Annotated in this window: 17 protein-coding genes and 1 pseudogene; 10 read left to right on the forward strand and 8 right to left on the reverse strand. The window is 60.4% G+C overall.

Annotation, left to right across the window (positions count from 1 at the left end):
* From L9Z73_RS09855 to rpsB, 6 genes are all read right to left on the reverse strand, one after another.
* Positions 1-376: phosphatidate cytidylyltransferase (locus L9Z73_RS09855; RefSeq protein WP_247399506.1), on the reverse strand; the 376-nt coding region annotated here is incomplete at its 3' end.
* Positions 377-1132, reverse strand: coding sequence for a polyprenyl diphosphate synthase (gene uppS / locus L9Z73_RS09860; protein WP_247399509.1), 756 nt, complete (start codon positions 1130-1132; stop codon positions 377-379).
* Positions 1133-1148: 16 nt separating this feature from the next.
* Complete coding sequence (gene frr / locus L9Z73_RS09865) at positions 1149-1706, reverse strand: ribosome recycling factor (RefSeq protein WP_247399512.1); 558 nt, start codon at positions 1704-1706, stop codon at positions 1149-1151.
* On the reverse strand, positions 1703-2446 hold the full coding sequence (gene pyrH, locus L9Z73_RS09870; protein WP_095077480.1) for a UMP kinase: 744 nt from the start codon (positions 2444-2446) through the stop codon (positions 1703-1705). The genes frr and pyrH overlap by 4 nt, the downstream gene beginning before the upstream one ends.
* Positions 2447-2656: 210 nt before the next feature.
* Positions 2657-3520, reverse strand: coding sequence for a translation elongation factor Ts (gene tsf, locus L9Z73_RS09875; RefSeq protein WP_247399514.1), 864 nt, complete (start codon positions 3518-3520; stop codon positions 2657-2659).
* A gap of 191 nt (positions 3521-3711) precedes the next feature.
* Complete coding sequence (rpsB, locus tag L9Z73_RS09880; protein ID WP_048719953.1) at positions 3712-4449, reverse strand: 30S ribosomal protein S2; 738 nt, start codon at positions 4447-4449, stop codon at positions 3712-3714.
* A gap of 387 nt (positions 4450-4836) precedes the next feature.
* On the opposite strand from rpsB, the gene map reads away from it, so the two are divergent.
* The 4 genes from map to L9Z73_RS09900 all read left to right on the forward strand — a co-directional run bounded on the left by map (position 4837) and on the right by L9Z73_RS09900 (position 10698).
* A complete protein-coding gene (map, locus tag L9Z73_RS09885; RefSeq protein ID WP_017844739.1) occupies positions 4837-5619 on the forward strand; it encodes a type I methionyl aminopeptidase in 783 nt (260 codons plus the stop codon).
* Positions 5620-5683: 64 nt separating this feature from the next.
* Complete coding sequence (locus L9Z73_RS09890) at positions 5684-8386, forward strand: [protein-PII] uridylyltransferase (RefSeq protein WP_247399516.1); 2703 nt, start codon at positions 5684-5686, stop codon at positions 8384-8386.
* A 39-nt stretch (positions 8387-8425) separates the two neighbouring features.
* Positions 8426-9625: a succinyldiaminopimelate transaminase gene (gene dapC, locus L9Z73_RS09895; RefSeq protein ID WP_247399518.1), complete on the forward strand. Its 1200-nt coding sequence runs from the start codon at positions 8426-8428 to the stop codon at positions 9623-9625.
* 467 nt (positions 9626-10092) lie between these two features.
* Positions 10093-10698 carry a M12 family metallopeptidase gene (locus L9Z73_RS09900; protein ID WP_247399522.1) on the forward strand — a complete coding sequence of 202 codons (606 nt, stop codon included), beginning with the start codon at positions 10093-10095 and terminating at the stop codon, positions 10696-10698.
* Between the two features lie 51 nt (positions 10699-10749).
* On the opposite strand, the gene L9Z73_RS09905 is transcribed toward L9Z73_RS09900, so the two are convergent.
* The gene (locus L9Z73_RS09905; protein WP_247399525.1) at positions 10750-12393 is read right to left on the reverse strand and encodes a Na+/H+ antiporter; all 1644 of its coding nucleotides are present in this window, start codon (positions 12391-12393) and stop codon (positions 10750-10752) included.
* 212 nt (positions 12394-12605) lie between these two features.
* On the opposite strand from L9Z73_RS09905, the gene L9Z73_RS09910 reads away from it, so the two are divergent.
* The 4 genes from L9Z73_RS09910 to L9Z73_RS09925 all read left to right on the forward strand — a co-directional run bounded on the left by L9Z73_RS09910 (position 12606) and on the right by L9Z73_RS09925 (position 15708).
* Positions 12606-12968, forward strand: coding sequence for an ArsC family reductase (locus L9Z73_RS09910; protein ID WP_276196841.1), 363 nt, complete (start codon positions 12606-12608; stop codon positions 12966-12968).
* A gap of 32 nt (positions 12969-13000) precedes the next feature.
* Positions 13001-14035, forward strand: coding sequence for a 2,3,4,5-tetrahydropyridine-2,6-dicarboxylate N-succinyltransferase (gene dapD, locus L9Z73_RS09915; protein ID WP_247399528.1), 1035 nt, complete (start codon positions 13001-13003; stop codon positions 14033-14035).
* Positions 14036-14098: 63 nt separating this feature from the next.
* The gene (locus L9Z73_RS09920; RefSeq protein ID WP_247399530.1) at positions 14099-15304 is read left to right on the forward strand and encodes an aminotransferase class V-fold PLP-dependent enzyme; all 1206 of its coding nucleotides are present in this window, start codon (positions 14099-14101) and stop codon (positions 15302-15304) included.
* Positions 15301-15708, forward strand: coding sequence for a SufE family protein (locus tag L9Z73_RS09925; RefSeq protein WP_247399533.1), 408 nt, complete (start codon positions 15301-15303; stop codon positions 15706-15708). The genes L9Z73_RS09920 and L9Z73_RS09925 overlap by 4 nt, the downstream gene beginning before the upstream one ends.
* A 122-nt stretch (positions 15709-15830) precedes the next feature.
* On the opposite strand, the gene tcdA is transcribed toward L9Z73_RS09925, so the two are convergent.
* Positions 15831-16640, reverse strand: a complete 810-nt coding sequence (tcdA, locus tag L9Z73_RS09930) for a tRNA cyclic N6-threonylcarbamoyladenosine(37) synthase TcdA (RefSeq protein WP_426099572.1) — start codon at positions 16638-16640, stop codon at positions 15831-15833.
* A gap of 217 nt (positions 16641-16857) precedes the next feature.
* Here tcdA and L9Z73_RS09935 point away from each other — a divergent pair, with 217 nt between their 5' ends.
* The gene (locus L9Z73_RS09935) at positions 16858-19449 is read left to right on the forward strand and encodes a glycosyltransferase (protein WP_247399542.1); all 2592 of its coding nucleotides are present in this window, start codon (positions 16858-16860) and stop codon (positions 19447-19449) included.
* 111 nt (positions 19450-19560) lie between these two features.
* Positions 19561-19862: pseudogene (locus L9Z73_RS09940) on the forward strand (succinyl-diaminopimelate desuccinylase); the annotation flags it as partial.

A 19862-nucleotide genomic window follows, 5' to 3' on the forward strand; every position in this document is an offset into this window, starting at 1 on the left:
CCAGCCCTTGCCAGGCCGGCAGCAGAATCAACAAGCCGATCACCAGCTTGCAGGCAACGCTGGACCACTGGCTGCTGGTACGCGGATAGGTCAGCACCAGGAAGGTCGCCAACGCCCACCACAGCACCGCTGCGCCCAACACCCAAGGAGCGAGATCCGGGAGGATGTACATCAGGAACAGCAACAGGGCCACGATGGCGGCATACGCCACGCGCGGCAACTGGGCGCTGAAGCCCGCCAGGCGCGCCCATTCCCAGGCGCCGAGTGTTACGACCAGGCCGATGAACAGCGCAAAGCCGGAACCGTCGAGCAGGAAAAAGCCACACAAGGCAATCGGCAGCAGGATCAGTGCAGTGATGATTCGTTGTTTAAGCATTTAAACCCGGGCTCCAGCTTCGATCTGCTCGCTCGTTTTACCGAAGCGACGCTGACGGGAAGCGAAATCGGCCAGCGCATTACGCATGGCATCGTGTTTGAAGTCCGGCCAGAACAGGTCGGAGAAATACAGCTCGGTGTAGGCCAACTGCCACAACAGAAAATTACTGATGCGGTGCTCGCCACCGGTACGGATACACAAGTCCGGCAGCGGCAGGTCACCGGTGACCAGGCAGGTTTGCAACAGTTCGGGCGTGATCTCGTCCGGCCGCAGATGGCCAGCCTGCACTTCGCGGGCAAGCCGTTGCGCAGCCTGGGCGATGTCCCACTGACCACCATAGTTGGCGGCGATCTGCAGCACAAAACGGTTACTGCCAGCAGTAATGGCCTCGGCCTCACGCATGGCCGCTTGCAGCCCCGGATGGAACCGCGAGCGATCACCAATGATGCGCAAAGTGATGTTGTTATCGTTGAGGCGCTTGGCCTCACGACGCAAGGCCTTGAAGAACAGATCCATCAAGGCACTGACTTCTTCGGCCGGGCGCTGCCAGTTCTCACTGGAGAAAGCGAACAAGGTCAACACTTCGACCTTGGCCTCGGCGCACACCTCAATCACCGCCCGTACTGCATCGACACCCGCTTTGTGCCCGGCGACACCGGGCAAAAAGCGTTTTTTCGCCCAGCGATTATTCCCATCCATGATGATCGCGACATGGCGCGGCACCACGGAAGGCACAGTCTGCTTGGTCTTTTCCATGAAAGCGCCCTGACCCTTATACGGCCATCAAGTCCGCTTCTTTTTGCTTGGTGGCCGCATCGATATCAGCTTCGGCCTTGTCGGTCAGTTTCTGGATGTCTGCCGCCGCACGGCGCTCTTCGTCTTCGCTGATTTCCTTGTCCTTGACCAGCTTCTTCAGCTCGCCCAGGGCATCGCGACGGATGTTGCGCACAGCAACACGTGCATCTTCCGCTGCGCTACGCGCCTGCTTGGTGAAGCCCTTGCGGGTTTCTTCAGTCAGGGCAGGCATGGAGATCAGCAGCAACTCGCCCAGGTTGGTCGGATTGAGGTTCAGGCCGGCGCTCTGGATCGCCTTGTCGACGGCACCGAGCATGTTGCGCTCAAAAGCCACGACCTGCAGGGTGCGCGAGTCTTTCACGGTGATGTTGGCCACCTGCGTGATGGAGGTATCTGCGCCGTAGTACGGCACCATCACGCTGCCCAGAATGCTTGGGTGAGCCTTGCCGGTACGAATCTGACCAAATGCGTGGTTCAGAGAGTCCAGGGATTTCTGCATACGCTCTTGAGCGTCTTTCTTGATTTCGTTGATCATTGTTGGCCTTCCTCGATCAGAGTCCCTTCCGCGCCGCCGTGTACGATGTTCAGCAGGGCACCGGGCTTGTTCATATTAAATACGCGCAGCGGCATCTTGTGGTCGCGGCACAGGCAAATTGCCGTCAGGTCCATCACGCCCAGCTTGCGATCCAGCACTTCATCGTAGGTCAGATGATCGAACTTCTCGGCATGCGGGTCTTTGAATGGATCTGCAGTGTATACGCCGTCCACTTTGGTGGCTTTCAACACGACGTCGGCATCGATTTCAATCGCACGCAGGCATGCGGCCGAATCGGTGGTGAAGAACGGGTTGCCCGTACCAGCAGCGAAGATGACCACGTCTTTGGAGTTCAGGTGGCGCATGGCTTTGCGGCGATCATAGTGATCGGTCACGCCCACCATGGAAATAGCCGACATCACGATCGCCGAGATGTTGGCGCGCTCCAGGGCATCGCGCATGGCCAGGGCATTCATCACAGTGGCCAGCATGCCCATGTGGTCGCCGGTGACCCGATCCATGCCCGCCGCACTCAGTGCTGCACCGCGGAACAGGTTGCCACCACCAATCACCAGGCCGACCTGTACGCCGATACCGACCAACTGGCCGACTTCCAGCGCCATGCGGTCGAGCACCTTGGGATCGATCCCGAACTCTTCCGAGCCCATCAGGGCCTCGCCGCTAAGCTTGAGTAGAATGCGTTTATAGCGAGCCTGATAACCACTGCCCTGCTGAGCCATTGCGAATCTCTCCTGCGGCGTATTTTTAAAAATTCTTGGCGAGCCGTTTACGGCTTGCGTTCACTCTAGCTGGACGCTGCTACAGCGCCATCGGAACACGGCTTTGTAAGCCAGTTCCGAAGGGAAGCCAAATAAAATCGACCTTCCCATTTGAAAAGAGGCTGCGCGCGTGAGCGGGCAGCCTCTTTCGGGCGACAGTTGAAAACTGTCTTATTGCTTGGCGGCAGCCAGCTGGGCAGCAACTTCTTCAGCGAAGTTGTCGACCGGCTTCTCGATACCGTCGCCTACTTTGTAGTAGGTGAAGGAAACGATTTCAGCACCGGCTTTCTTGGCCAGTTCGCCAACCTTGATTTCAGGGTTCTTGACGAACGCCTGCTCAACCAGGCTCGCTTCAGCCAGGAACTTGCTGATACGGCCTTTGATCATGTTTTCAACGATGTTCTCTGGCTTGCCCGCGATCTTGTCAGCGTTGAGGCTCAGGAACACGGCTTTTTCACGTTCAATTGCGTCAGCGGACACTTCCGATGGCAGCAGGAACTCAGGGTTGCTGGCCGCTACGTGCATAGCGATGTCTTTGGCCAGTTCAACGTTGCCGCCTTTAAGGGCAACCACAACGCCGATTTTGTTGCCGTGCAGGTAACCGCCGACAACATCACCTTCAATGCGAGCCAGGCGACGGATGTTGACGTTTTCGCCAACCTTGCCGACCAGAACCAGGCGATCAGCTTCTTGAGCGGCGATCAGCGGCTCAACAGTGGTCAGCTTGTCGTCGAATGCTTTCTTGACGCTGGCAGCAACGAATGCCTTGAAGTCATCCTGCAGAGCCAGGAAGTCGGTCTGCGAGTTTACTTCCAGCAGAACAGCGACTTTACCGTCTTCAACCAGAGCGATAGCACCTTCAGCAGCAACGTTGCCTGCTTTCTTGGCAGCCTTGATGGCGCCCGAAGCACGCATGTCATCAATGGCTTTTTCGATGTCGCCGCCGGCCTTGGTCAAGGCCTTTTTGCAATCCATCATGCCTTCGCCGGTACGCTCACGCAGTTCTTTAACCAACGCTGCAGTAATCTCTGCCATTTCAAAATCCTCTTGGATAGGTTTTCAACCATTCCACCCGATCAAACGGGCGATCAATTCTTCCCGAATCTCCCTTGTAGGCCGCTGCACGTTACAGATGATGTAGCTGCGCTGCCGACAAATGGTTTTCGAGGGGGCAAAAAGGGGGCCAAGCCCCCTTTTTGCTTACTGAGTCAACGCCAGGGCGTCAATTACTCAGCTGCGGCTACCGGAGCTTCTTCAACGAACTGCTCGGTACCACCAGCAACGTGGTTGCGACCACGGATGACAGCATCAGCCATCGAACCCATGTACAACTGGATAGCGCGGATGGCGTCATCGTTGCCTGGGATGATGTAGTCAACGCCATCAGGGCTGCTGTTGGTATCGACTACGCCGATAACAGGAATGCCCAGTTTGTTGGCTTCGGTGATCGCGATGCGCTCGTGGTCAACGTCGATAACAAACAGTGCGTCAGGCAGGCCGCCCATGTCCTTGATACCACCCAGGGAACGATCGAGCTTTTCCAGGTCGCGAGTGCGCATCAGCGCCTCTTTCTTGGTCAGCTTGGCGAAAGTACCGTCTTCGGCTTGCACTTCAAGGTCACGCAGACGCTTGATGGAAGCACGGATGGTTTTGAAGTTGGTCAGCATGCCGCCCAACCAGCGGTGATCGACGTACGGCGAACCGCAACGTGCTGCTTCTTCAGCAACGATCTTGCCAGCGGAACGCTTGGTGCCGACGAACAGAATCTTGTTTTTGCCCTGGGCCAGGCGCTCTACGAAAGTCAGAGCTTCGTTGAACATTGGCAGGGTTTTTTCAAGGTTGATGATGTGGATCTTGTTACGCGCGCCGAAAATGTATTTACCCATTTTCGGGTTCCAGTAACGGGTTTGGTGACCGAAGTGCACACCGGCCTTCAGCATATCGCGCATGTTGACTTGGGACATGATAGTTCCTTAATAAGTCGGGTTTGGCCTCCACGTATCCCAATGACCAACCAGCGGCATCAAGGCCTCCGGCACCCAGGTCATCGTGTCGACACGTGTGTGGATTTAAGCTCTGCGGGGTATCCCCGGAAAGCGGCGCATTTTATACCACACGAAGGGCAAAAACGAAACCCGCAATCACATTTGCCGCCAACGACTTTTGCGCAACCCTTTGAAAAGCGCCACTATCACCCCACTTTATAGAGACAACCGACGGCCAGACGCTCATGATTTGCCGCCCGCGTCTGGTAGAATCAGGTTTTTTGGGGCTTGTGCGAATTCTGTAACCTTTTGCCGCACACCCGTAAACCGTATTGATTTCAGCGCCTCGCGCTAGAGAGAGCCTGTATGACTGTTACCTTGAAAACCGCCGAAGACATCGCTGGCATGCGCGTTGCCGGCAAACTGGCGGCCGACGTGCTGGAAATGATTGCCGAACACGTCAAGCCCGGCGTCACCACCGAAACACTGGACCGCATCTGCCACGACTATATAGTCGACGTGCAAAAGGCTATCCCTGCCCCGCTGAACTACAAGGGCTTCCCCAAGTCGATCTGCACCTCGATCAACCACGTGGTCTGCCACGGGATTCCGGGCGACAAGCCGCTGAAAGACGGCGACACCCTGAACATCGACGTCACCGTCATCAAAGACGGCTACCACGGCGATACCAGCCGCATGTTCCACGTCGGCACTGTGCCGGTATGGGCCGAGCGCCTGTCCCAGGTGACCCAGGAATGCATGTACAAGGCGATTGAAATCGTCAAGCCCGGCTGCCGCCTGGGCGATATCGGTGAAGTGATCCAGAAGCACGCTGAAAAGAACGGCTTCTCGGTGGTTCGCGAGTTCTGCGGCCACGGTATCGGCAAGGTGTTCCACGAAGAGCCGCAGATCCTGCATTACGGCCGTGCCGGTACGGGCATGGAACTGAAAGCGGGCATGACCTTCACCATCGAGCCGATGATCAACCAGGGCAAGGCCGACACCAAGGTACTGGGCGACGGCTGGACCGCCATCACCAAGGACCGCAAGCTCTCCGCCCAGTGGGAACACACTCTGCTGGTCACCGACACCGGCTACGAAATCTTCACCCTGCGCGCGGACGACACGATCCCACGCATTTCGGCGTAACGGCTGCCCTGGTTTTCCCAAACTGTGTTGTGACTGACTGATAGCTAGAAAGGAAAGCCGAACGATGCCCCAGGTGGACCCCGAACTCTTCGACCGTGGCCAGTTCCAGGCCGAACTGGCGCTGAAGGCCAGCCCTATCGCCGCCTTCAAGAAGGCTATCCGCCAGGCCCGCGAGGTGCTCGACGAGCGCTTTCGCAGTGGCCGGGACATCCGTCGGCTGATCGAGGACCGTGCCTGGTTCGTCGATAACATCCTGCAAAAGGCCTGGGAACAGTTCAGTTGGAGCGAAGACGCCGATATCGCCCTGGTGGCGGTCGGCGGCTACGGCCGGGGTGAGTTGCACCCCTACTCCGACATCGACCTGCTGATCCTGCTGGACAGCGCCGACCATGAGATCTTTCGCGACTCCATCGAGCGTTTTCTGACGCTGCTGTGGGACATCGGCCTGGAAGTCGGCCAGAGCGTGCGTTCGGTGGCCGAATGCGCCGAAGAAGCCCGCGCCGACCTCACCGTCATCACCAACCTGATGGAAAGCCGCACCATCGCCGGCCCCGAGCGTCTGCGTCAGCGCATGCTCGAAGTCACCAGCACCACGCAAATGTGGCCGAGCAAGCACTTCTTCCTGGCCAAGCGCGCCGAGCAGAAAGCCCGGCACCACAAGTACAACGACACCGAATACAACCTGGAACCCAACGTCAAAGGCTCCCCCGGAGGCCTGCGCGATATCCAGACGATTTTGTGGGTCGCCCGTCGCCAGTACGGCACCCTGAACCTGCGCGCCCTGGCCGGTGAAGGCTTTCTGGTGGAGAGCGAAAACGCGCTGCTAGCCTCGTCCCAGGAATTCCTCTGGAAAGTGCGCTACGCCCTGCACATGCTCGCAGGGCGCTCCGAAGATCGCCTGCTGTTCGACCATCAGCGCTCCATCGCCACCCTGCTGGGTTTCGAAGGTGAAGACGCGAAGACCAGCATCGAAAGTTTCATGCAGCAGTACTACCGGGTGGTCATGAGCATTGCCCAGCTCAGCGACCTGATCATGCAGCACTTCGAAGAAGTGATCCTGGCCCCGGAAGACGAAGCCCCGCCGCAGCCGATCAACGCGCGCTTCCAGCTGCATGACGGCTATATCGAGGCGCGCAACGACAACGTGTTCCGCCGCACGCCGTTCGCCATGCTGGAAATTTTCGTGCTGATGGCCCAACAGCCGGAAATCAAAGGCGTGCGCGCCGACACGATTCGCCTGCTGCGGGAAAACCGTCACCTGATCGACGATGACTTTCGCAACGACATCCGCAACACCAGCCTGTTTATCGAGCTGTTCAAGTGCAAGATCGGCATTCACCGCAACCTGCGGCGGATGAACCGCTACGGCATCCTCGGGCGTTACCTGCCGGAGTTCGGCTTTATCGTCGGGCAGATGCAGCACGACCTGTTCCACATCTACACCGTGGACGCCCACACCCTGAACCTGATCAAGCACCTGCGTAAGCTGCAGTACTCCCAGGTGTCAGAGAAATTCCCGCTGGCCAGTAAGCTAATGGCCAAGCTGCCCAAACCCGAACTGATCTACCTGGCCGGCCTGTACCACGACATCGGCAAAGGCCGCCACGGCGACCATTCGGAAGTCGGTGCGGTCGACGCCGAGGCGTTCTGCCAGCGCCACCAGTTGCCGTTATGGGACAGCCGCCTGATTGTCTGGCTGGTGCAGAACCACCTGGTGATGTCGACCACCGCCCAACGCAAGGACTTGTCCGACCCGCAGGTGATCCACGACTTCGCCGGGATCGTCGGCGATGAGACCCGCCTCGACTACCTGTATGTGCTGACGGTTTCCGATATCAACGCCACCAACCCGACGCTGTGGAACTCGTGGCGCGCGAGCCTGCTGCGCCAGTTGTACACCGAGACCAAGCGCGCCCTGCGCCGAGGCCTGGAAAACCCGGTAGACCGCGAAGAGCAGATCCGCCGCACCCAAAGCGCCGCCCTGGATATCCTGGTGCGCGGCGGCAACGACCCGGACGACGTCGAGCAATTGTGGTCGCAACTGGGCGACGATTACTTCCTGCGCCACACCGCCGGCGACGTGGCCTGGCACAGCGATGCGATCTTGCAGCAACCGGCCGACGGCGGCCCGCTGGTGCTGATCAAAGAGACGACCCAACGCGAGTTCGAAGGCGGCACGCAGATTTTCATCTACGCCCCCGACCAGCATGACTTCTTCGCCGTGACCGTGGCGGCCATGGACCAGCTCAACCTGAACATCCACGACGCCCGGGTCATCACCTCCAGCAGCCAGTTCACCCTCGACACCTACATCGTGCTCGACACCGAAGGCGAGTCCATCGGCGATAACCCGGTGCGGGTGAAAAAGATCCGCGAAGGCCTGACCGAAGCGTTGCGCAACCCGGATGACTACCCGACCATCATCCAACGCCGCGTGCCGCGCCAGCTCAAGCATTTTGCGTTTGCGCCGCAGGTGACCATTTCCAACGACGCCCAGCGTCCGGTGACCGTGCTGGAACTCAGCGCACCGGATCGCCCGGGCCTACTGGCGCGGATCGGCGGGATTTTCCTGGAGTTCGACCTGTCGTTGCAGAACGCCAAGATTGCGACCCTCGGCGAGCGCGTGGAAGACGTGTTCTTCATTACCGACGCCGATAACCAGCCGCTGTCCGACCCCGAGCTGTGCCGCCGCCTGCAGGATGCAATCGTCCAGCAACTGAGCGTGACCCAGGAACCCGGCGTCGAGCTGACGCGCCTGACGATTTGATACTCGCCCAGTTTTTAACGCCTTGCATGAGATCCACCGATGAACAACGCCCTGAACCAGTTGCAGCCTTACCCGTTCGAAAAATTGCGCGCGCTGCTCGGCAGCGTCACGCCGAACCCGGACAAACGCCCGATCGCGCTGTCCATCGGCGAGCCCAAGCATAAATCGCCGACATTCGTCGCCGAGGCGTTGAGCAATAACCTCGACCAGATGGCGGTGTACCCGACCACCCTGGGCATTCCTGCGCTGCGCGAGGCCATCGCGGCCTGGTGCGAACGCCGCTTCAATGTGCCCAAGGGCTGGCTGGACCCGGCGCGCAACATCCTGCCGGTCAACGGCACCCGCGAGGCGCTGTTCGCCTTCACCCAAGCCGTGGTCAATCGCAGTGACGATGCACTGGTGGTGAGCCCGAACCCGTTCTACCAGATCTATGAAGGCGCCGCGTTCTTGGCCGGCGCCAAGCCGCACTACCTGCCGTGCCTGGATGCCAACGGCTTCAATCCGGATTTCGACGCCGTGTCGCCGGACATCTGGAAACGCTGCCAGATCCTGTTCCTGTGCTCCCCCGGCAACCCGACCGGTGCACTGATCCCCGTCGACACCCTGAAAAAACTCATCGCCCTGGCCGACGAATATGACTTCGTGATTGCCGCCGACGAGTGCTACAGCGAGCTGTACTTCGACGAGCAAAGCCCACCGCCGGGCCTGTTGAGCGCCTGCGTCGAACTGGGCCGCCAGGACTTCAAGCGCTGCGTGGTGTTCCACAGCCTGTCCAAGCGCTCCAACCTGCCCGGCCTGCGTTCCGGTTTCGTGGCCGGCGACGCCGACATCCTCAAGGCGTTCCTGCTCTACCGCACCTACCACGGCTGCGCGATGCCGGTGCAAACCCAACTGGCCAGCGTTGCGGCCTGGCAGGACGAAGCCCACGTCCTGGCCAACCGCGACCTGTACCGGGAAAAATTCGACGCCGTGCTGGCGATCCTCAAGCCGGTACTGGACGTGCAAGCTCCCGACGGCGGTTTCTACCTGTGGCCGAATGTAGACGGTGACGATGCCGCCTTCTGCCGCGATCTGTTTGTGGAAGAACACGTGACCGTAGTGCCCGGTTCGTACCTGTCGCGGGATGTAGAGGGTGTCAACCCAGGTGCCGGCCGCGTGCGTATGGCATTGGTTGCGCCGTTGGCGGAGTGCGTGGAAGCGGCTGAGCGGATTCGCGATTTCATTCAGCGCAGGAAGTAATCTCTTCAACTCCCGCACTGTGCAATACAGTGCGGGAACCTTGCTCACCACCTATAGGCAAACGTCCTACGAGTAGCGCGAGGCCAGGCCATCCCTAAAAACACCACCCTTTCTGCGGGCGACCAGCAAGCAATCAGAAGGCTGTACCCCCGGTCAACCCGACGTATCGGGGGCAGGGGATAAACATAGGCTCACGTATTCACTCAACACCACCGGGAACTTTCCTGCAATTGGGACGAATCAACCACTGTCTCGTCGCGACCTGCCCCAGGAAACGTTCAATGATAAATCCCTCGCCTGAATCCTCTTATCCGCCTGGCACGCTCCAGCCACCTGCCGAAAGCGCCGGTAGCGCCGGTAGCGCCACGTCAACGCACAGTCTTTCGAGAAGTCGGCGCAATGTCGGCGAACCCGGCAAATACTGGCCCCAAAACACGACCCTCACGATCGCCATGTATGAGTATGAAATGGACGATGAATACGTGCTGGCCGTCAAAAAAGCCGCCAGCCATTGGCTACCCCACATCAATCTGAAGTTTGATTTTGTCTCGGGCGAGCGAGGTGATATCCGTATCACACAGAATCCGCCAGGCGACAGCGGCGGCTCTTCATCCATCGGCACCGATGCGCGAGACATAGCGTTTTGGATGCCGACCATGAACCTGCCCATGAATCACAACGACCCCCGCTTCGAATACACCGTCATACATGAATTCGGGCACATGCTGGGTGCCCATCACGCCCACCAGCATCCCGATGCCAACATCCCCTGGAACCGTGAAAATATCCAAGCGACTTACCGAGGCGCCACCAGCCCGCATGCGGTACGGGACAACATCCTGCCGCTGACGCGGAGCAACGCTTATGACTTGCTGCCTTATGACCCTGACTCGGTCATGCACTATGCCGTCAGCCCGGACCTGACCGATGGAGAGCGGGCGCACATCGAGAACTGGTCACTGAGTGACGGAGACATTGCCTGGGCCAAAAAAGCCTACCCTCAAGCCGCGCCCATGCCCCCGGTGATCCGTCGTCCACGCTTTCGTGATGCCGACTTCGACTGCACCGTTTAAGGCGTTGCACACTCAGCGTTGCGGACATGGGGCGCAGCGACTGCCAAGTGTCTACTTCGGCGATCCCAGGTTCGCTTCACTCATATCCAGATCGCTCAACACTTCCCTCAACACGTCATCCCCAATTCGGTGATGACGGCTCAGGCTATACAACTCCAAGCGCTGCGCGCGCAGGGCCTTGAGCCGCAGTTTTCGCTCCAGTTGGTCCATCTGCAACGCGAGCGCCTGGGCTTCGGCGGAGTCGTTAAAGACATCCAACTGATGCCGGTATTCCGACATCAGTCGCGCCTTCAACTCGGTAGCCAGTGCGGCCTGAGCGGCGTCCGGGGGAACGGTGCCGGCGGGCTCTTCGACCTCAAGCGCACGGATCGCGGCCACGGCGGTCTTTTTCCAAGCCTCGCGCACTTCATTGTGATGTTTTTCATCGGGGCTTTTTTCAATGCCGCGCAGCAGCAGCGGCAACGCAATACACGCAGCGACGAGCGACAGCAGGATCACCCCGGCCGCGATAAAGATCAGCAGGTCGCGCTCCGGGAATACCTTGCCCGGCGCCAGCAGCAAGGGTACCGACATCACACCGGCCAACGTCACCGCCCCACGCACGCCGCCCACGGTCAACAGCCAGCAGGAACGCGCCGTCGGCACCAGGGTAAGCTCGCTTTTCCCACGCAGGCGCCGGAGCACACCCGACAGACGCCAGATGCTTTGCACCCAGATGAATCGCAATACCAACAGCACCAGGAAGATCGCGATTACGTCCAGGCAGCGATACAGCAAGGTCGGCCACAGCGTGGTTTCATGACTCGCCACCGCCTTGATAATGTCCGGCAATTGCAGACCCAATAGCAGGAAGATCAAGCCATTGAAGGCAAACTCCAGCAGCGACCACACACTGCGATTGAGCAAGCGCGTGCTGGTCTGGCGGGGCAGCAGGTCCAGCCAGCTTTGCATCATGCCCGCCGCCACCGCCGAGAGAATGCCCGAGGCGCCCAGGCGTTCGGCCAGAACATAGGCGGCAAACGGCAGCAGCAACATGAACACAACGTGGGTGGCCGGGTCGTCCCACCCTCGCGCAATCATCCAGACACGCAGGCGCCCCACCAGCCAGCTCAACGCAATCCCAACCGCCAGACCGCCGATGGCCACCAGTACAAAGGTCAGGCTGGCATCCGCCAGGGAAAACACCCCGGTCAAGGCTGCCACCAGGGCGAACTTGAAGGTCACCAGGCCCGTGGCATCGTTCATCAAGGCCTCGCCCTGAAGCATATGCATCAGGGGCGTGGGTAAACGGTTCTGGGAAATGGCCGACACCGCCACGGCGTCCGTCGGCGACAACACCGCCGCCAGGGCAAAGGCCACCGGCAACGGAATCGAAGGCAATAACCAATGAATGAAGTAGCCGGCGCCGACCACCGTGAACAGCACCAGCCCTACCGCCAACGTCAGAATCGGCCCGCGCAGGCGCCACAATTCGCGCTTGGGCATGCGCCAGCCATCGGAGAACAGCAGCGGCGGCAGAAACAGAAACAGGAACAACTCCGGGTCCAGCGCGACATGCAGCCCCAGCGTGGGCCAGGCCAGCAAGGCCCCGGCGGCAATCTGCACGAGGGGTAACGGCAGCGGGATGACTCGCCAGACCAGCCGCGAAACGCTGACCAGCATCAGCAGGATAAGAACGGTGTAAGCGGTTTGCATAACGCGGATTTCCCGGACAATCGACTTGCTACGACACACATCAGGCAACAACTCACCCTTGAAGTGCCATATTAGCCGCCTATGCTGCGCGATGGCTTTCGCACAATAGTCGCACAGGGCAATCCACGCTAGAGACGAGCGGCACCCAAACCCGCTGGTCGTGGCATAATCCCAGACCTTTCATTTTCATTGGTCCAAAGGGGGGCAATTCCTTGACCGTATCAAGCAAAACGTTGCACCTTTTCGGCATCAAAGCCTGCGACACCATGAAAAAAGCCCGCACCTGGCTCGACGAGCACGGCGTGAGCTATGCGTTCCACGACTACAAAACGGCCGGTATCGACCGCGAACACTTGACCCAATGGTGCAACGAGCACGGTTGGCAGGTGGTTTTGAACCGTGCGGGCACCACCTTTCGCAAACTCGAAGACGAACGCAAAGCCGATCTCGATCAGTCGAAAGCCATTGAATTGATGCTCGCACAACCTTCGATGATCAAGCGCCCGGTGCTTGATCTCGGTGACAGAACCCTGATTGGCTTCAAGCCAGACACTTATTCGGCGGCCCTCAAGTAGGCCAGCCATTCCATTTTTGTAGAGGTAACAGCATGTCCAATTCCCTGTTCAGCCTGGGCTTCGGCGTCGGCACTCAGAACCGCCAAGGTGCTTGGCTGGAAGTGTTTTACGCACAACCCTTGCTCCACCCGTCGGCGGAAATCGTCGCAGCCATCGCGCCAATCCTCGGTTACAGCGAAGGCAACCAGGCGATCACGTTCACCGTCGCCCAAGCCCTGCAACTGGCGGACGCACTCAAAGGCGTCGACGCGACCCAAGCGGCCCTGCTGAACCGCCTGGCTGAAAGCCATACCCCGCTGGTCGCCACCCTGCTGGCCGAAGACGCCGCACTGACCTCCACGCCTGAGGCCTACCTCAAGCTGCACCTGCTGTCCCATCGCCTGGTCAAGCCCCACGGCCTGAGCCTGGCCGGTGTATTCCCGCAGCTGCCGAACGTGGCCTGGACCAGCCAGGGCGCGATCGACATCAATGAGCTGGCCGAACGCCAACTGGAAGCGCGCCTGCGTGGCGAGCTGCTGGAAGTGTTCTCGGTGGACAAGTTCCCGAAAATGACCGATTACGTCGTACCAAGCGGCGTGCGTATCGCTGACGCTGCGCGTATCCGCCTGGGCGCCTACGTGGGCGAAGGCACCACCGTGATGCACGAAGGTTTCGTCAACTTCAACGGCGGCACCGAAGGCCCGGGCATGATCGAAGGCCGTGTCTCGGCAGGCGTATTTGTCGGCAAAGGCTCGGACCTGGGCGGCGGTTGCTCCACCATGGGCACCTTGTCGGGTGGCGGCAACATCGTGATCAAGGTCGGCGAAGGCTGCCTGATCGGCGCCAACGCCGGTATCGGTATCCCGCTGGGCGACCGCAACACCGTGGAATCGGGCCTGTACGTCACCGCTGGGACCAAGGTTGCGCTGCTCGACGAGCGCAACCAACTGGTTAAAGTGGTCAAGGCGCGTGAGCTGGCCGGCCAGCCGGACCTACTGTTCCGCCGTAACTCCGAGACCGGTGCCGTGGAGTGCAAAACCCACAAATCGGCCATCGAACTGAACGAAGCGCTGCACGCTCACAACTAAGCAGCGACTCGATGCCACTAGCGAGCCCCGCACCGGGGCTCGCTTATACGAGTCTTGAACACCATGCTTGTGCCCTCCCCCTGGCGCGTCGACTTTCCGGCCATCGCCACCCTGCAACGGCAAGACCAGACTTATCTGGACAGCGCCGCCACCGCGCAAAAACCCCAAGCCCTGCTGGACGCGATCAGCCATTACTACGCCAATGGCGCCGCCAACGTTCACCGTGCCCAACATTTGCCGGGCGCCCACGCGACCCAGGCCTTCGAGGACAGTCGCAGCAAGGTCGCACAGTGGTTGAATGCAGGAGACAGCGGGCACATCGTCTTCACCCATGGCGCGACGTCGGCGCTGAACCTCTTGGCCTATGGCCTCGAGCACTTATTCAATGCGGGCGATGAAATTGTCATCAGCGCCCTGGAACACCACGCCAACCTGCTGCCCTGGCAGCAACTGGCCAAACGTCGCGCGCTGGAACTGGTGATCCTGCCCGTTGGCGACGACGGCATGATCGACCTTGAGGCCGCCGCCGCGCTGATCGGCCCGCGCACGCGCCTGCTGGCGGTGAGCCAACTGTCCAACGTGCTGGGCACCTGGCAACCGCTGGAACACCTGCTGGCAATGGCCAAGGCCGAGGGCGCGCTGACCGTGGTCGATGGCGCCCAGGGCATCGTCCATGGCCGCCACGACGTACAAGCCCTGGGCTGCGACTTCTACGTATTTTCCAGCCACAAACTCTACGGCCCGGACGGCGTCGGCGTGCTGTATGGCCGCACCCAAGCCCTGCATCAGCTGCGCCACTGGCAGTTCGGCGGCGAAATGGTGCAACAGGCCGATTACCACAACGCCAGCTTCCGCCCCGCGCCGCTGGGGTTCGAGGCCGGCACCCCGCCGATTGCCAGCGTGATCGGCCTGGGTGCCAGCCTGGATTACCTGAATTCACTGGATCAAGCGGCGGTCATCGCCCACGAAGCTGCGCTGCACGACTACCTGTTGCGCGGGCTGAAAGCGCGCAATGGCGTGCGCGTACTGGGCGCGCCGCAGGTGGCGTTGGTCAGTTTCGTGGTAGAAGGCGTGCATAACGCCGATCTTGCTCACTTGCTGACCGAGCAGGGCATTGCCGTGCGCGCCGGCCATCATTGCGCAATGCCGCTGCTCAAGGCGATGCACTTGTCGGGGGCGATTCGCGTATCCCTGGCGCTGTACAACGATTCCGATGATCTGGAGCGATTCTTTGAAGCGCTGGACCAGGCACTGGATATGCTGCGATGAGCCTGCCGGTCGAGGCAGTCAGCGCGCTTGAGTCGTTTCAGGCGGTGGGCAGTTGGGAGCAACGCGCGCGCCTGCTGATGCAATGGGGCGAGCGGCTGCCGGCATTGGCGGATGCAGACAAAGTCGACACCCACCTGGTGCAGGGCTGCGAGAGCCTTGTGTGGTTGGTGGGGCGTTTATCCGACGGCCATTGGCAGTTCGCCGCCAGCAGCGATGCGCGCATGATTCGCGGGTTGGTAGCGTTGCTACTGGCACGGGTCAACGGGCTCTCGGCCGCCGAGTTGCAGGCGGTCGACTTGCCGGATTGGTTCAATCAACTGGGGCTGTCGCGCCAGTTGTCGCCATCGCGCAGCAATGGCCTGAATGCTGTCTTGCAGCGTATGCGCGAACTAAGCCGTACATAAAACCAAATGTGGGAGGGGGCTTGCCCCCGATAGCAGAGTGTCAGTCACTGAATACATTGACTGAACCACCGCTATCGGGGGCAAGCCCCCTCCCACATTTGAATGGAGCAAGGCCTTGAGATTTAAGAAGGCTTGACCCGCTCGGAAGGCCGGCGCACCCCGGCCACAATCTTGTCCACGGCCTTGGTCGCCGCCACCATGCCGAAGGTGGCCGTCACCATCATCACCGCGCCAAACCCGCCGGCGCAGTCCAGCTTTACCCCGTCGCCAACAAAACTCTTCTGCAAACAGATGCTGCCGTCCGGCTTCGGATAGCGCAGTTGCTCGGTGGAAAACACACACGGCACGCTGTAATGACGGGTCACCGTGCGCGAGAAGCCATAGTCACGGCGCAGGGTGGAGCGCACTTTCGAGGCCAGGGGGTCGTTGAAGGTGCGGTTCAAGTCGCAGACCTGGATCAACGTCGGGTCGATCTGCCCGCCGGCACCGCCGGTGGTGATGATCTGGATCTTGCGGCGCTTGCACCAGGCGATCAGTGCCGCCTTGGCGTTGACGGCGTCGATGCAGTCGATCACGCAGTCGATGTTGGGGGTGATGTACTCGGCCATGGTGTCGCGGGTGACGAAGTCCGCCACCGCATGCACCGTGCAATCCGGGTTGATGCCGCGCAGGCGCTCAGCCATCACGTCGACCTTGGGTTTGCCCACGGTGCTGTCCAGGGCATGCAACTGGCGGTTGCTGTTGCTGACGCAAACATCATCCAAATCGAACAGCGAGATCTCGCCCACCCCACAACGGGCGATGGCTTCCGCCGCCCATGAGCCTACGCCGCCGACGCCGACGATCGCCACATGGGCCGCTTTCAAGCGCTCCAGGCCTTCAATGCCATACAAACGGGCGACGCCTGCAAACCGCGGATCTTCTGTACTCATGACCATTACCCCAAAAACCGGCGCGCATTATGGACTACGTAGCGATAAGTTCGAAGCTGCAAGCTGCAAGTTAAGAACTTAGTTGAACATTCGCGGACTAACGTCCGGTTTTTCTCAGTCTGCTGTACGCTCAGGGAAGGGCCGGTGTAGGATGCGCGCCGTTCGGTGTAGGCCGACACCTCTTTTCGTTCCGCACCTTTTGGAACCCGAAATCACCATGTCATCGCGTAAATTTGGACTCAACCTGGTGGTGGTGCTGGCAATTGCCGCACTGTTCACCGGCTTCTGGGCGCTGATCAACCGCCCGGTCACCACCCCCAACTGGCCTGAACAGATCTCCGGTTTTTCCTACTCGCCGTTTCAGCAAGGCCAGTACCCACAGAAAGACCAGTACCCGACCGACGACCAGATGCGTCAGGATCTTGCGATCATGAGCAAGCTGACGGACAACATCCGTACCTACTCGGTCGACGGCACCCTGGGGGATATCCCCAAGCTGGCGGAAGAGTTCGGCCTGCGCGTCACCCTGGGGATCTGGATCAGCCCGGACCTGGAACGCAACGAACGCGAGATCCAGCGCGCCATCGAGATCGCCAACAGCTCGCGCAGTGTCGTGCGCGTGGTGGTCGGCAACGAAGCGCTGTTCCGTGAAGAAATCACCCCTGAAGCACTGATCGTGCTGCTGGATCGCGTGCGCGCCGCCGTCAAGGTGCCGGTGACCACCTCCGAGCAGTGGCACATCTGGGAGCACAACCCGCAGTTGGCCAAGCACGTCGACCTGATCGCCGCGCACATCCTGCCGTACTGGGAACATATTCCGGTGGCCCAGGCGGGCCAATTCGTACTCGACCGTGCACGGGATCTGAAGAAGGCCTTCCCGAAAAAGCCGCTGCTGCTGTCGGAAGTCGGCTGGCCGAGCAACGGCCGCATGCGTGGCGGTGCTGATGCGTCCCCCGCCGACCAGGCAATTTACCTACGCACGCTGGTCAACAAGCTCAACCGCCAGGGCTTCAACTACTTCGTGATCGAGGCCTTCGATCAGCCGTGGAAAGCCAGCGACGAAGGCTCGGTCGGCGCTTACTGGGGCGTGTACAACGCCGCACGCCAGCAAAAATTCAACTTCGAAGGGCCGGTGGTCGCGATCCCGCAATGGCGCGTGCTGGCCATCGGCTCGGTGGTGCTTGCACTGCTGTCGTTGACCCTGCTGATGATCGACGGCTCGGCCCTGCGTCAACGCGGCCGCACCTTCCTGACCTTTATCGCGTTCCTGTGCGGTTCGGTGCTGGTGTGGATCGGCTACGACTACAGCCAGCAATACAGCACCTGGTTCAGCCTGACGGTGGGTTTCCTCCTGGCACTCGGCGCCCTGGGCGTGTTTATCGTGCTGCTGACCGAAGCCCATGAACTGGCGGAAGCGGTCTGGACCCACAAGCGTCGGCGTGAATTCCTGCCGGTCGTGGGGGACTCGGACTACCGTCCGAAAGTGTCGATCCATGTGCCGTGCTACAACGAGCCGCCAGAGATGGTCAAACAGACCCTCGATGCGCTGGCCGCCCTCGACTACCCGGACTACGAAGTCCTGATCATCGACAACAACACCAAGGACCCGGCGGTGTGGGAACCGGTGCGCGACTACTGCGCAACCCTGGGCCCGCGCTTCAAGTTCTTCCACGTTTCGCCCCTGGCCGGTTTCAAGGGCGGCGCGCTGAACTACCTGATCCCGCACACCGCCAAGGATGCCGAAGTGATTGCGGTGATCGACTCGGACTACTGCGTGTCGCCGAACTGGCTCAAGCACATGGTGCCGCACTTCGCCGACCCGAAAATCGCCGTGGTGCAGTCGCCACAGGATTACCGCGACCAGAACGAAAGCACCTTCAAGAAGCTCTGCTACGCCGAATACAAAGGCTTCTTCCATATCGGCATGGTCACCCGCAACGACCGCGACGCGATCATCCAGCACGGCACCATGACCATGACCCGTCGCTCGGTGCTCGAAGAGCTGGGCTGGGCCGACTGGTGCATCTGCGAAGACGCCGAACTCGGCCTGCGTGTGTTCGAGAAAGGCCTGTCGGCCGCGTATTACCCCGACAGCTACGGCAAAGGCCTGATGCCCGACACCTTCATCGACTTCAAGAAACAGCGTTTCCGCTGGGCCTATGGCGCGATCCAGATCATCAAGCGTCACACCGCCAGCCTGTTGCGCGGCAAGGACACCGAGCTGACCCGTGGCCAGCGCTACCACTTCCTCGCGGGCTGGTTGCCGTGGGTGGCGGATGGCATGAACATCTTCTTTACCGTCGGCGCGCTGTTGTGGTCGGCGGCGATGATCATCGTGCCGACCCGGGTCGACCCGCCGCTGCTGATTTTCGCGATCCCGCCGTTGGCGTTGTTCGTGTTCAAGGTGGGCAAGATCATCTTCCTGTACCGCCGCGCCGTGGGGGTAAACCTCAAGGACGCGTTCTGTGCGGCCCTGGCCGGGTTGGCGTTGTCGCACACCATCGCCAAAGCGGTGCTGTATGGCTTCTTCACCACCAGTATTCCGTTCTTTCGTACACCGAAAAACGCGGATAACCACGGCTTCTGGGTAGCGATTTCCGAAGCACGCGAAGAGATGTTCATCATGCTGCTGTTGTGGGGCGCGGCGCTGGGCATCTACCTGGTGCAAGGTCTGCCGAGCAACGACATGCGCTTCTGGGTGGTGATGCTGCTGGTGCAATCGCTGCCGTATGTGGCGGCGTTGATCATGGCGTTCCTGTCGTCGCTGCCCAAACCGGCGCCGAAGGCAGAGCCGGCCACCGCGCTGTAAAAACTTGCGCAATGCACTAAACGGCGGCCTCTGGCCGCCGTTTTGCTATAAGATAACGGCCGTTTTGTGTGCCTTGCCTGCTCATCTATAAAAGCTCCGGAGTTCCCCCCCATGACGGCCCATGCCGACCTTTCGCCGACCCTTCAACTTGCCATCGACCTGATCCGCCGCCCCTCGGTGACGCCGATCGACGCCGATTGCCAAAAGCTGATGATGCAGCGCCTGGGTGACGCCGGTTTCCAGCTTGAGCCGATGCGCATCGAAAACGTGGACAACTTCTGGGCCACCCACGGCAAGCACGACGGCCCGGTGCTGTGCTTTGCCGGCCACACCGATGTGGTCCCGACCGGCCCGGTGCAGGCCTGGCAGAGCGACCCGTTCGACGCGCTGATCGACGACCACGGCATGCTCTG

This window comes from Pseudomonas emilianonis (assembly GCF_023072625.1).
In the GTDB taxonomy this organism is placed as follows: domain Bacteria; phylum Pseudomonadota; class Gammaproteobacteria; order Pseudomonadales; family Pseudomonadaceae; genus Aquipseudomonas; species Aquipseudomonas paraveronii.

Excerpts from the sequence above, each read along its gene's own strand:
- L9Z73_RS09905 (WP_247399525.1), bottom strand. The coding sequence starts at position 12,393 with ATGCAAACCGCTTACACCGTTCTTATCCTGCTGATGCTGGTCAGCGTT.
- tcdA (WP_426099572.1), bottom strand. The coding sequence starts at position 16,640 with ATGAGTACAGAAGATCCGCGGTTTGCAGGCGTCGCCCGTTTGTATGGC.
- L9Z73_RS09920 (WP_247399530.1), top strand. The coding sequence starts at position 14,099 with ATGCTTGTGCCCTCCCCCTGGCGCGTCGACTTTCCGGCCATCGCCACC.
- map (WP_017844739.1), top strand. The coding sequence starts at position 4,837 with ATGACTGTTACCTTGAAAACCGCCGAAGACATCGCTGGCATGCGCGTT.
- L9Z73_RS09890 (WP_247399516.1), top strand. The coding sequence starts at position 5,684 with ATGCCCCAGGTGGACCCCGAACTCTTCGACCGTGGCCAGTTCCAGGCC.
- rpsB (WP_048719953.1), bottom strand. The coding sequence starts at position 4,449 with ATGTCCCAAGTCAACATGCGCGATATGCTGAAGGCCGGTGTGCACTTC.
- uppS (WP_247399509.1), bottom strand. The coding sequence starts at position 1,132 with ATGGAAAAGACCAAGCAGACTGTGCCTTCCGTGGTGCCGCGCCATGTC.
- L9Z73_RS09935 (WP_247399542.1), top strand. The coding sequence starts at position 16,858 with ATGTCATCGCGTAAATTTGGACTCAACCTGGTGGTGGTGCTGGCAATT.
- tsf (WP_247399514.1), bottom strand. The coding sequence starts at position 3,520 with ATGGCAGAGATTACTGCAGCGTTGGTTAAAGAACTGCGTGAGCGTACC.
- L9Z73_RS09900 (WP_247399522.1), top strand. The coding sequence starts at position 10,093 with ATGGACGATGAATACGTGCTGGCCGTCAAAAAAGCCGCCAGCCATTGG.
- L9Z73_RS09925 (WP_247399533.1), top strand. The coding sequence starts at position 15,301 with ATGAGCCTGCCGGTCGAGGCAGTCAGCGCGCTTGAGTCGTTTCAGGCG.
- dapD (WP_247399528.1), top strand. The coding sequence starts at position 13,001 with ATGTCCAATTCCCTGTTCAGCCTGGGCTTCGGCGTCGGCACTCAGAAC.
- frr (WP_247399512.1), bottom strand. The coding sequence starts at position 1,706 with ATGATCAACGAAATCAAGAAAGACGCTCAAGAGCGTATGCAGAAATCC.
- dapC (WP_247399518.1), top strand. The coding sequence starts at position 8,426 with ATGAACAACGCCCTGAACCAGTTGCAGCCTTACCCGTTCGAAAAATTG.
- pyrH (WP_095077480.1), bottom strand. The coding sequence starts at position 2,446 with ATGGCTCAGCAGGGCAGTGGTTATCAGGCTCGCTATAAACGCATTCTA.